The 12,517-nt window shown below is 65.1% G+C and carries 10 protein-coding genes; 2 read left to right on the top strand and 8 right to left on the bottom strand.

Annotated features, from left to right (window positions below; translation table 11 throughout):
- Both HCA61_RS13510 and HCA61_RS13505 read right to left on the bottom strand, forming a co-directional pair.
- Nucleotides 1–1,269, bottom strand: a complete 1,269-nt coding sequence (locus HCA61_RS13510) for an acetyl-CoA hydrolase/transferase family protein (RefSeq protein ID WP_169688694.1) — start codon at nucleotides 1,267–1,269, stop codon at nucleotides 1–3.
- Nucleotides 1,266–2,444 (bottom strand): CoA transferase, encoded by a 1,179-nt coding sequence (locus tag HCA61_RS13505; protein ID WP_169688693.1) that lies wholly within the window; start codon nucleotides 2,442–2,444, stop codon nucleotides 1,266–1,268. Before HCA61_RS13505 ends, HCA61_RS13510 begins: the two co-directional genes overlap by 4 nt.
- A gap of 106 nt (nucleotides 2,445–2,550) precedes the next feature.
- Here HCA61_RS13505 and HCA61_RS13500 point away from each other — a divergent pair, with 106 nt between their 5' ends.
- Nucleotides 2,551–4,062, top strand: a complete 1,512-nt coding sequence (locus tag HCA61_RS13500) for a class I adenylate-forming enzyme family protein (protein ID WP_247274142.1) — start codon at nucleotides 2,551–2,553, stop codon at nucleotides 4,060–4,062.
- A 91-nt stretch (nucleotides 4,063–4,153) separates the two neighbouring features.
- Nucleotides 4,154–4,930: an SDR family oxidoreductase gene (locus tag HCA61_RS13495; protein ID WP_247274141.1), complete on the top strand. Its 777-nt coding sequence runs from the start codon at nucleotides 4,154–4,156 to the stop codon at nucleotides 4,928–4,930.
- A gap of 15 nt (nucleotides 4,931–4,945) precedes the next feature.
- On the opposite strand, the gene HCA61_RS13490 is transcribed toward HCA61_RS13495, so the two are convergent.
- From HCA61_RS13490 to HCA61_RS13465, 6 genes are all read right to left on the bottom strand, one after another.
- Nucleotides 4,946–5,941, bottom strand: coding sequence for an oligopeptide/dipeptide ABC transporter ATP-binding protein (locus HCA61_RS13490; protein ID WP_169688692.1), 996 nt, complete (start codon nucleotides 5,939–5,941; stop codon nucleotides 4,946–4,948).
- Nucleotides 5,942–5,957: 16 nt separating this feature from the next.
- Nucleotides 5,958–7,076: an ABC transporter ATP-binding protein gene (locus HCA61_RS13485; RefSeq protein WP_169688691.1), complete on the bottom strand. Its 1,119-nt coding sequence runs from the start codon at nucleotides 7,074–7,076 to the stop codon at nucleotides 5,958–5,960.
- The gene (locus HCA61_RS26835) at nucleotides 7,073–7,987 is read right to left on the bottom strand and encodes an ABC transporter permease (RefSeq protein WP_247274315.1); all 915 of its coding nucleotides are present in this window, start codon (nucleotides 7,985–7,987) and stop codon (nucleotides 7,073–7,075) included. Before HCA61_RS26835 ends, HCA61_RS13485 begins: the two co-directional genes overlap by 4 nt.
- Entirely contained in the window at nucleotides 7,984–8,949 is a 966-nt protein-coding gene (locus HCA61_RS13475) for an ABC transporter permease (RefSeq protein WP_346777561.1), read from the bottom strand. The genes HCA61_RS26835 and HCA61_RS13475 overlap by 4 nt, the downstream gene beginning before the upstream one ends.
- 49 nt (nucleotides 8,950–8,998) lie before the next feature.
- Entirely contained in the window at nucleotides 8,999–10,600 is a 1,602-nt protein-coding gene (locus HCA61_RS13470; RefSeq protein ID WP_169688689.1) for an ABC transporter substrate-binding protein, read from the bottom strand.
- Nucleotides 10,601–10,693: 93 nt separating this feature from the next.
- Nucleotides 10,694–12,139 (bottom strand): ABC transporter substrate-binding protein, encoded by a 1,446-nt coding sequence (locus HCA61_RS13465; RefSeq protein ID WP_308198814.1) that lies wholly within the window; start codon nucleotides 12,137–12,139, stop codon nucleotides 10,694–10,696.
- Nucleotides 12,140–12,517: the final 378 nt, after the last annotated feature.

Here is a 12,517-nt window from a genome sequence, read left to right as displayed (position 1 = left end):
TCAGAATCCTCGCTGCTCGATCGTGTGGGCGTCACGCGCCAGGTCTTCTCTGAAGTCGGGGTGGGCGACGGAGATCAGTCGCCGGGCCCGCTCGGCGAGCGAGCGGCCTCGAAGATCCGCCGCGCCGAACTCGGTGACGATCACGTCGACATCGCTGCGGGCGGTGGTGACCGGTCCCGACAGCGCCGTGGTGATACGGCTGATCGTGCCGCCCTTCGCGGTAGCCGGCAACGCGATGATGGCGTGGCCACCCGGCGACCGGGAACCCGCGCGCACGAAATCGACCTGGCCTCCCGTCCCACCGAGATAGGCAGCACCGCTCTGCTCCGCGTTGACCTGCCCGGTCAGATCCACTTCCATCGCCGAGTTGATGGTGACGAGCCGCTCCAACTGCGCGAGCACGGCCGCGTCGTGTGTATACGAGGTGGGGCACATTCTGATCTGCGGGTTGTCGTGCGCAAAATCGTAGAGGCGCCGGGTGCCGATGAGCGCTCCGGTGATGGACACCCCCTGGTCGATTCGCTTGCGCGCGTTGGTCACCGCACCCGCTTCGACGAGATCGACGAGGCCGTCCCCGAGCATGCCCGAATGGACGCCGAGGTCCCTGCGGTCTGCCAGCAGTCGCAGCAGCGCGTCGGGGACCGCGCCGACTCCCATCTGGATGACGGAGCCGTCGCCGATGTAGTCGGCGGCATGTCGCGCGATGGCCGCGTCGACGTCGCTGATCCGGGCCGGTGGCACCTCGACCGGCGGGCGCGAAGTGTGCACGGCGTAGTCGATCCTCGACGCGGGCAGCATCAGGCCCTGTGTGAACGGCACCTGGTCGTTGACTTCCGCGACCACGACACGAGCCTTGCCCACCGCTGCCTGCACGTAGTCGCTGATGAGTCCGTAGCTGTGATTCCCGTCGGCATCGGCTTCGCTCACCTGGACGAAGGCCACGTCGCATCCCAGGATGCCGGCCTCGATCATCGGCCCGACCTGGCTGACGTGACACGGAATGACGTCGAGGCAGTGCGCCTTCGTCATCGACCGCAATGCGCCGATCGCGCCCATACTCGACAGCCTGAAACTGCCCGCCGTCTCCGGGGAGAAGATCCCGGAGAAGCTGGTCGCGACGAACGCCGTGAGGTCGCCGATGTCGTTGCCCTGGGCGATCAGGGCTTCGATGAGGGTCGTGGGTTCGCCGCAGGCCTGCCCGATGACGATGTGGTCGCCGGGGCGCAGAAACTCGCGGAGGTCGATGTCCGGTGCCGCCAGGACGTTCATGCGTCGCGCTCGGCATTCGCATTCGGCACCGAGGCGGGAGCACAAAGGTTGTCGACGATCTCGTCGGTGTGCGCACCGAGCCTGGGCGCGGGTCCCGAGATGCGGCCGGGTGTGCGCGAGAACCAGGCCGGGGGCCCGGGGAATTTAACTGTGCCGTAGGGTGATTCGACCTCCTCGAAAAAGCCGACTTCCTCGAGATGTGGGTTCTCGAACAGCTCGTCGAGCGTTCTGACGGGCGCCGCCGGAATGTCATGGGAGCGCAGGAGATCGAGCCATTCCTGTGTCGTGCGTTCGAGGAAGGTGTCGCCGAGCAGCCGGTAGACCTCGTCGATGCGCGCGGCTCGCTGGGCAAGTGTCGCGAAATGTTCTCCGGCCCAGGACGGTTTCACAGCGTCGACGAACGCGCTCCATTGCTTGTCGTTGTAGACGAGCGCTGCGATCCGACCGTCCTTGGTGCGGTAGGGCTTCCGGTTGGGCGCCACCACTCGGGGATACACTGCGGGACCCAATGGCGGCGTGAACATCGCCCCGTTGCCGTGTTCGACGAGCATGAAGGCCGCCATGGTCTCGAACATGGCGACCTCGACCTCTTGACCCTCCCCTGCCCGTTCACGGTGGAACAGCGCCATCATGGTGGCGTACAGGGCGGTCAGTCCGGCCACTTTGTCCGCAATGATGGTTCCGACGTAGCCGGATTCGCCGGTCAGCTGCTCCTGCACGGACGGCAGCCCGCATTCCGCCTGGATGGTGTCGTCGTATGCGGTGAGATTCGAGTCGGGGCCGCCGCGTCCGTACCCGTAGCAATTCGTGTACACGATCGACGGGTTCAGGGCCGTCACCTCGTCGTATCCGAATCCGAGGTGCGCGATCGCGGTAGCGCGCATCGAGTGGATGAACACGTCGGCATCGGCGATGAGTTCGCGCAGGGCCGCTGCACCCTCGTCGGATCGAAGATCGAGGACGACGCTGCGCTTGCCCCGGTTGACATTGACGAACACGCCACCCATTCCCGGCTCCGGCCCGACCGAAATGTATCGAGTGTTGTCGCCGGCCGGCGGTTCGATCTTGACGACGTCCGCTCCCATGTCGGCCATGATCTGGGTGCAGTACGGACCCATCACCATCGCCGTGAGATCGACGACACGCACTCCGGACAGGGGACCTGGGTGTTTCATCGGCGAAACCTCGCTGCGTCGGGTCGGAAGTCCCGGATGCGCATCCGTCCGGGTGGGCGCCAAACTATCAGATGAATCTTTACAAGGATAGTGGTATGACTGGTGGGTGGACGAAAACACCGCCATCCCGGGAACGATCGACAGAGTCCTCGACGCCGCGCTCGCGGAGCGCCCGAATGCGCCCGCCGTCGACGCCGCCTCAGGAACCTGGTCGTACTCGGACCTCGACGACCAGGCCCGTCGGGCCGCCGGCGCCCTGTGGTCACTCGGGGTGCGCCCCGGAGACCGGGTCGCGGCGTGCCTGCCCAACGATCTGGACATCGTCGCAGCCTTCCACGGCACCCAACGAATCGGAGCCGTGTGGGCCGGCATCGGCGAAGCCCTACCCGCCGCCGAACAGCAGTACCTCTACGACCTCAGCACACCGACAGTTGTCCTCGCCGGTGAACACTGCAAGCTCAGCACTCCCGGCCGAATAGATCCGGACAGGTGGGCCGAACTGCTCGCACGCGGGGGCGAGACACCCGCACTCGACCTCGACATCGATGCACCCGCCGGAATCGCCTTCACGAGCGGCACGTCCGGAAAGCCCAAGGCAGTGGTCCACAGCCAGCGCAATCTCCTGCTTCCGGGCGCGGTTCTCGTCGCCACCCGTGGGTACGGCCCGGATCTGCGTAAGGGCGACAGCTTCCCCTTCACGATCCTCAACCTCATGGTGCTGTCCACTCTGCTCACCGCGCAGGCCGGCGGATGCGCCGTCGTCATGAACCGGCGAGATCTCGAGGGCGTCGCCGAATGGATCGCCACACGTGAGGTGACCGTGTGGAACGGAGCCCCCGCTCAGATCTATGATCTCGCCGCGCGCCCCGACCTCGACCTCGGCTCCCTGCAAGAGGTTTGGAGCGGCGGCAGCGACACGCCGGATGAATTGCGCCGTGCATTCGCCGACGCACATCATCTCGAACCCCGCGTCACCTACGGCCTGACCGAGGCACCTACCGTCGTGTCGATCGATCCCGTGGGTGTCGAGGGGCAGCCGCGCTCGAGCGGAACTGTCCTACCGCATCTCGACGTGGCAGCCTACGATGACGCGGGACAGCGCCTCGCTCCGGGTGAGCTGGGTGAACTGCAACTGACCGCGGCGAACAACGGTCCGTGGGCGCGCGTGTGGACACCCATGCTCGGATACCTGGAGAACGGCGTCATCAGCCCACCGGAACCGGGCCCCGTTGCCACCGGCGATATCGGAACGGTCGACGAGCACGGCCGGCTGACGGTGCTGGACCGCAAGAAGCTCGTCATCATCCGGGGCAGCGCCAACGTGTACCCGCTCGAGGTCGAGCGGGTCATCGGCACCCACCCGGACGTCACCAAGGTCGCCGTGTATCCGATCCCCGACGATCGACTCGGACAGCGGGTCGCCGCGGTGATCGAAAGCCCGGTCGAGGAACCCGATTTCGAGGCACTCACCGAACTGTGCAGTCGGGAACTCTCACCGTACAAGGTTCCGGAGGTCTGGACGCGGGTCGATGCGCTACCCGTCAACGCGATGGGCAAGATCCAGCGCGCCGGGCTTCCCGAGTTGATCGACGCGCACCGACGTTCCGGCGTGTCCTGACCGGTCGTTCCGACGCGATCCGACGATCGGCCTGCACCGCCGCCCAACACTGCAAGAATTCGTCTTGCAGTTCGAATCCGAGGAGACCCCTGTGGCACTGAACCCCGACACCGCCGCACGAATGTTCGGTCTCGAGGGCCGGGTTGCGATCGTGACCGGCGCATCGTCGGGTCTCGGCGCGACGGTGGCCGAAACGCTCGCGTCCTTCGGCGCGAGGGTTGCCGTGGTGGCCCGGCGGAAGGATCGGCTCGAGGAGCTCGCCGAGCGGATCGGGGGTGTCGCGGTCGCGTGCGACCTGTCGGATCTCGATCAGGTCGACACCGTCGTACCGGCCGTGGCCGAACTGCTCGGCCCACCGGAGATCCTCGTCAACGGTGCGGGCAGCATGTTCACCGAAGAGCGAGCCGAGGCCGAGCCGCTCGCCGCGATCCGGCGCACCATGGACCTCAACCTGCTCGCCCCGTTCCGACTCGCCCAGGACGTATTCCCGCACATGCGCACCGTCGGGCGAGGCGCGATCATCAACATCTCGTCGATCAGCGGCCGCGTGGGCGTCCCCGGAATCCCCCAGGCTTCCTATGCAGCAAGCAAACTCGGACTGTCCGGCCTCACTTCCGAACTGGCCGTGCAGTGGGCACGGCATTCGATCCGCGTCAACACGGTAGCGCCGGGCTTCTTCCGCAGCGAGATCACAGGCCCCCTCTACGAGAGCGAACGCGCGACCGAGTACCTGCGCCACAACACCCCGCTCCCGAAAGAGGGCACCCCCGACGACATCGTAGGCGCCGTCGTATGGCTGGCCGGCGACTCGGGAAGCTATGTCACGGGCCAGACCATCGTTGTCGACGGTGGCTGGACAGCGCGATAGCCGAGCCGGGGCTCCTCACTCCACTCCGACGGGGAAGTGGCATGCAGCGAAATGTCCCGGTCGCAGCTCACGGATCTCCGGTTCCTCGGCCGCACACCGCTCCTGCGCAGCCGGGCACCTGGTGCGGAACCGGCATCCGCTCGGTGGATTCGACGGCGACGGTAGGTCGCCGCTCAGGACGGCCGACGGCAACTGCGCGTCGGGATCCGGATCGGGGATCGAGTCGATCAGCGCACGAGTGTAGGGGTGCACAGGTGCGGTGAACAGGTCGTCGGAACCGGCGACCTCACAGACCTTTCCGAGGTACATGACGACCACGCGGTCACTCACGTTCTTCACCACCGCCAGATCGTGCGCAATGAACACCATGGTGAGTCGGTAACGCTGTTTCATCTCGGCGAGGAGGTTGATGATCTGCGCCTGTACCGAGACATCGAGAGCCGACACAGGTTCGTCGCAGATCACGATCTCCGGGTCCAGGACCATCGCTCGGGCGATCGAGATCCGCTGGCACTGGCCACCGGAAAACTCGTGAGGTCGGCGATCCGGGGCGGTTTCGGGGTCGAGCCCGACCCGTTCGATCATGTCTCTGGTCCGCTTGACGACGTCGGCCTTGCTCACGTCTCCCTGGATCCTCAGCCCCTCCGCGATGATGTCCTTGACCTTGCGCAGCGGGTTCAGTGAGGAGATCGGGTCCTGAAAGATCATCTGCAGTTTCCGCCGGTGTCCGCGCAGTGCGGATGGACGGAGCCCGGCGATGTCCGATCCGTCGACGACCACAGATCCCGACGTGGGCGCAGGTAGCTGCATGATCGCCTTGGCGACACTCGATTTTCCGCATCCGGATTCGCCGACCAGACCGATCGTTTCCCCCCGCTTGGCGTCCAGGCTCACATCAGACACCGCGAAGACCCGCTCACTCCCCCGCCCCGCGTATTCCACCGTGAGGTTCCGGACGCTCAGCACCACGTCGTCATCGGTTCGCAGGTGCGCCACTCCGCTGCCTGCCATCAGTTACTGCCCGCCATCAGTTCACGTCCTTCGAGTCGACGAGTGTGCCCGCCGCGGTGACACCTGCGGCGATGTTTGCTGCACGGGCGCTCTCCCCCGCCGGGGTCCCGAGCGGAAAGAAACACGCCGCGGAATGCTCGCGCGAATCGGGTGAGGTAGCGAGCACCGGTGTTTCGATCAGGCATCGAGACTGAGCGGAGAAGCATCGCGGCGCAAAACTGCATCCCGGCGGAGGATCGATGATCGTGGGCGGACGCCCCGGAATCGAGGGTAGGTAGGCGTGGCTCGGGTGGGTGAGCCTCGGAATCGCATCGATCAGAGCCCGGGTGTACGGATGCCGCATGTGCGCGAACAGTTCACGCGTCGGCCCTACTTCCACGACCTTGCCCGCATACATGACGGCGATCGAGTCGGCACGGCCCGCCACGACACCGAGATCGTGGGTGATCAGGATCATGCCCATCTTCGATTTCTGTTGCAGGTCCTGGAGAAGATCGAGAATCTGCTGCTGCACCGTGACATCGAGAGCCGTGGTCGGTTCATCGGCGATGAGCAGCTTCGGGGAACACGCGATCGCCAGCGCGATCGTGACGCGCTGCCGCATGCCACCGGACAGGTGGTGCGGGTACTGAGCGAACCGGCTTTCGGGTTCGGGTATCCCCACCAGCGTCAGCAATCGGATCGCTTCGGCCTTCGCCTGCGCCCGATCGAGGCCGAGGTGGAACCGGAGAGTTTCGGTGAGTTGCCGCCCGATCGTCATGACCGGAGTGAGGGAGGTCATCGGGTCCTGGAACACCATCGACAGGTCCACTCCCCACAGGTGCTTGTTCTTCTTCGGCGACACGGTCGCCAGATCCACACCGTTGAAGCGGATCTCACCGGCCGGATGCACCTGAGCGCTGGGCGGGAGAATCTTCATGACCGCGCGGGACAGCACGGACTTTCCCGAGCCGGATTCGCCGACGATGCCGAGTGTCCGTCCGGGATCGACTGTCAGATCGACGCCGTCGACCGCACGGACCGAGCCGCGTGGCGTATCGAACCACACCCGCAGATCACGCACATCCAGCAGTGACGCCCGCCGCGTAGCCTCCACCCCGTCGGTGTCCTTCTCGAGACTTTCGACACCACTCATACGGACGACTCCTTCCCGACCCGGCCACGCACCCAGTCCCCGAGTTTGTTGAACGAGTACACGGTGAGAAAGAAGAACAGCATGGGAATGAGTACGAGATGGGGGTATTCCCTCAGGGATTCGCGTCCGGCCGCGAGCATCCCGCCCCAGCTCGGAGTGGGTGGGGGAACACCCAGTCCGAGAAAGCTCAAACTGCCTTCCGCCACGACGAGGGTCGCCATCACCACGAGCGCGAGCGACATGACGGGCAGCATCACGTTGGCGAGCAGTTCCCGAGTGAGCACCCGCCATGTTCCCGCTCCGAGCGCCTTCGCCGCCGTGACAAATTCACGTTCCGAGAAGGCGATCGTGTTGGCTCGCGCGACACGCGCGAAGTTCGGGATACCGAGCAGGGCGAGGCCGAGCACCAGTGTCGACAGACTCGGACCGAGTGCGGCCACCAGTGCGATGAGGAAGATCAGTGCGGGGAACGAGAGCAGGAAATTGATGACCAGTGAGATCGCCCGGTCCAGAAAGCCTCCGACGTACCCGGCAACCATCCCCGCCGTAACGCCGATGATCATCGCCACGGTCGTACCGACGATGGCCACCGTCATCGACACCCGCGCGCCGTAGATGCATCGCGACAGTGTGTCGCGGCCCAATGAGTCGGTCCCGAGCGGGTGCGCTCCCCATCCCGGGGTCGCACTGAACTCGTCGGTGATCTCACTGGGGTCGGGCAGCGGTAGCCACTGTGCAGTCAGGGCCGCGAGGACGACGAGACCGATCCAGACAGCACCGAGCAACGCACCGTACTCGCGTCGCCGGCGACGCGGTGGCGCAGCGGCCGGCGCCGCGCTGGTAGGCGTACCGATCGCAGGCCCCTGCGCGGGTGCTCCGATATCGGTGGCCTTCCCGACGAGATCTGTCACGATCCACTCACTTTCCGGACGCGCGGGTCCAGCCACGGGTAAGCGACGTCGACGGCCGTATTGATCAGCAGGTAGAGCAACGCGCTGAGCAGAACCACCGCCTGCACGACGATGAAGTCGCGCGACAGGATCGAATTGACGACCAGCGTGCCCATGCCCGGTATCGAGAAGATCAGTTCGACGATGACCGTTCCGCCGATGAGCCGGCCGATCACCACCCCGGACACGGTGATCAGGGAGAACGAGGATTGCCGCAGCGAATGCCCCGTCAGAATGCGCCACGTAGGCAGTCCGCGTGCTCGCGCCGAAAGGACGTGGTCCTGCTGGAGGGTCGCCATCATGTCGCCTTTGAGCAGACGGGTGAACAGCACGCATTCCCCGGCGGCCAAGGTCATCACCGGCAGTACGAGGTGCCGGAGATGTTCGATCGGGTCTTCGGAGAACGGTGTCCACCCGAGGGTCGGAAGCCAACCGAGCAGTACGCCGAACAGGAAGACGAGCAGGACTCCCAGCGCGAACGACGGTATGGCCAGTGTCGCCGACGTCAGCGCTGTCGCAATCCTGTCGACGCGGCCGCCGGGCCGGTACGCCGACCAGACACCGACGGGCAGCGAGATCGCGAGGGCCACCACCATCGACAGGATCGCGAGTTCCAGAGACACCGGTGCTCGTTCGGCGATCGACGTAAGCACCGGTGTCTGCGTGGTGAACGAGCGCCCGAAGTCGCCCTGGAGAACTCCTCCGATCCACGAGAAGTACCGCTGCACGAGCGGATCCGACAGTCCGTAGCTCTCGCGGGCGAGCTCGCGCATCGCGTCGGACGCACCCGGGGGCACCAGTGCGTCGACGGGGTCGCCGGGAATCAACTCCAGAAGCAGGAACACCGCCGCGCTGACCATCCAGACCAGAAGGAGGAAGTTCCCGACGGACACCGCGCTTCGCCGCACCGAAGGTCCGACCACGTTTCGATCACCTCGCACTCTCTCGTCGCCCGCTACTCGGCGTCCCCCGCTACTTGTCGACCCATGCCTCGTCCAGGTAGACGCCCGCTCCACTCGGCGTGCCCGTGATGATCAGATCCTTCACGTAGTCCTGGGTGAAGAGGTATCCGGTCTGGTATCGCCAGTTCCGCAGCGGTGCGTCGTTGGAGATCTCCCCGTTGATCACCTCGTAGGCCGCTGAGACCACCTGCGGGTCCTGCGACGCCCGGCTCGTCTCGAATGCTTCGTCCACCTCAGGATTCGAGTAGCCGGTGATATTGCGGGTCCCGTTGGAGTGGAACCGTTCGTAGATGCCGTCCATGTTCTGCGACAAGGCGGCGGCCATGCCGAGTTGGTAGTCACCTGCATTGAGAGCGCCTTCGAGCGTGGCGTAGTCCATGGCGTCGATCTCGATGGTGAGCCCGTCGATCTGCTGGGCCTGCGACTGCAGGAGCTGCGCCACCTGCTCGAGTGCGGGCAGACCCGCGAAGGTGCTCAGACGCAAGGTCAGATCGGACTTGCCGGTCCGGTCCAGATACTCGTCGAACAGCTGCTGCGCCTCCTCGATGTCCTTCTCGGGGAACTTTCCGAGCGAGTCGTCGCGGTAGGGACTGTCCGGGTAGAGGAACGCGTCGACCGGTTCGTCGCCCGGGTACACGGCGCTGTTGATCTGGGCGCTGTCGAACGTCTTCAGGATCGCGAGGCGTAACTGCGGGTCCTTCAGATCAGGGTCTTCGAGGTTGAAATTCAGGCCGGTTCCGCCGACGAGGGGCAGGCTGTGGACCGTATACCCCTCCGCTTCGATCGCCTTGGCGTCCTTCGCCAGAAGAGACCAATCAATGTCGATCTCGCCGGCACGCAACGCGTTCAGACGCTGGTCGTCCTGGCCGATCACCTCGAGAACGTAACTGTCGAGGTACGGAGCGCCCTCGTCCCAGTAGTCAGGGTTGGCCGTGTAGGTTGCCTTCGAATTCCGGACCCAGGTGTCGAGGGTGAAGGGACCGGCACCGATCGGCGCGTTTCCGAAATCGGGGCCGAGCTGCGTGATCGCTGACGGCGACCCGATCATGCCGAGGCCCTGTGTCAATGCCCAGGGAAGCTGGAAGTTCGTCTGTTCCGAAACGACTTCGACTGTGAGTGGGTCGACGACCCGCCACGTGAGCGGAGCCGCGACCAGAGCGGAAGGTGAGAGATTCGCTGGATCCTTGATGCGGTCCCAGTTGAAGACGACAGCTTCTGCGTCGAACGGGGTGCCGTCGGTGAACTGGACACCGTCCCGAAGTGTCAAGGTCCACGTCCGGCCGTCCTCGGAGTCGAAGGACGACGCCATCGAGGGCACGAACTGTTCGTCCTCGACGTCGTAGCGCATGAGGGTACCGAAGACGGGCACGCATCGTTCGAATGCGTTGCTGGCACACCAGACCGGGTCCATCGTCTTGCCCTCGACGTTGATGGCCATCACCAGTTCGCCGCCGGGCACGGGCGTGTCGGAACCTGTCCCTCCGCCTCCCGACGAATCCCCGCCACCGCACCCGGCGGCCACCATCACCGACGCAACGGCAAGAAGCAACGGTCGAGAAATCCCTCGTCGTGCACGGACGCGCGGCAACACGTGCGGTCGACTCACTGACACTTGCACTCCTGTTGTAGTTCTGGGCCTGCTGCGGGTACCGGCACCATCCAGGCCACTACCCGCAGCAAGCACTTCGCTGATCGGCGGTCGGGGTTATCCGGTAACCCAGATTTCCTCGGGCAACGGCGACCCGAGCGCATACACCTCGACACCGTGCACGTTGTCGGCCCACACGACGCCGGGGACGGCGCGGTAGTACCAGATGCCCGGGACGAGTTCGGTCAGACGCTCCTGCACCGTGTTGTACGCGGGCTTCCGTTCGTCGACGTTCTCCGAGATACGGCCGGCATCGAGCGCGGCATCGAGCTCGGGATCGGACACGCCTACATTGTTTCCGGTCGAGGCGCTGTGGAAGGCCAGCCACAGCGGGGTGTCGGGGTCCTGGATGATGGCCGAGGAAATCAGCATGTCGAAGTCGTGGGATCCGGTCCGGGCCACCGCCTGGGGGTAGTCGACCACGTCGACGTTCACCTCGACGTTCTCGAACGCGCTGAGCTGCGCCTGGAGTGCCTCACCGAGGGTCCTGCTCTCGGTGGTCGGGTACGACAGGAACGAGAACGACACCGGCTTGCCTTCTGCGGCGAGTTCGTCGAACAGATCCTGCGCAGTCTCAGGATCGGTCTCCTTGAGCGGGATGTCGGTGAAGAACGGTGAGCTCTCGGCGAAGAGCGTTTGCGGGACCTCGCCCTGTCCGTTGTAGACAGCGGTGTTGATCGCGTCGAGGTCGACGGCGAGTGCCACGGCGCGACGTGCACGCTCGTCGTCGAACGGCGCGCGCCGGAAGTTCATGCCCATGAACTGACCGCCGCCGGTCGCGACGACTTCGGTGTTCAAACCTGCGTTCTCGAGCTTGTCAATGCTCTCCCAGTTCGTCTCCGACGCGAAATCCGCTGCGCCGGTGGTCATCGCGTTCACGCGCTGGTTGGTGTCGCTGACCGTGCGGATCGTGAGGCTGTCCAGATACGGTTTCGGCGCGTCCCAGTAGTCCGGGTTCTTGGTCAGTTTCACGGCGTCCTGACGTGACCACGATTCCAGAACGAACGGTCCCGCACCGACGGGGTTCTCGTCGAATGCGGCCTGACCCTGCTCGAGGGCGGCGGGGGACGCGATCCAGTTCAGCGAACTCCCTACGACCGCCTGCGCGTAGTGCGGGTTCTCCGATCGCATCGTGACTGTGAGAGTGGTCGGATCCTCGACGCGTGTCTCCTCGATCTGCGCTGCCCACCGTCCCGAAGTGGATCCCAGTGCAGGATCGGTCAGGCGATCCCAGTTGTACTTCACGGCAGCGGCGTCGAGCGGTGTGCCGTCGGTGAAGACGAGATCGGGCTGAAGCTTCAGGGTGAACGTCTTGCCGCCGTCGACGGTCGAGAACTCGGTGGCCATCTTGTAGTCGATCTCGAGACTCTCGACATCGTTGACCATCAATGTGCCGTACAGGGCGTTGCCGAGCGTGGGCTGGAACGCCCAGTAGTTGGTCAACGCTGCGGGGTCGAGCGACCGCGGCTCACCCGTCTGCAGGACTTCGAGGGTGCCTCCCACGACCGGATCCCCGGATTCGATCGGCGCGCTCGAGTCGTCCGAACCCGAGTCGCCGCACGAGCTCAGGAGGAGGACGGCAGCGAACGCAGCAGCGGCTGCTGACAGTACACGTCTGTGTCGAAACATCATGGCCTCTCACAAGAATGGAATCGTCCCGGACGATGCCCGTGGACGGTCGGAGGTCGAGGTACGGCATCGGATATCGGCGTACAGCGATCGACAGCCCGGACAATCGGGACACCCGAGCGTGACGACGATCACAGGAAGTATCACCATTCCCACGCCAACATTCAAGTATTGCCATCCTTGTAATGATTGAAGTAGCGTGCGAACCGAGCGCAACCTCCGTACGTGCCCGGGTGGGCTGAGGAAGGACTT

Origin of the sequence: Rhodococcus sp. HNM0563, assembly GCF_012726195.1 — a bacterium.
Taxonomy (GTDB): Bacteria; Actinomycetota; Actinomycetes; order Mycobacteriales; family Mycobacteriaceae; genus Rhodococcus.
Note: the sequence above shows the minus strand (reverse complement) of the source record. Positions and strands in the feature narration are given on the sequence as shown.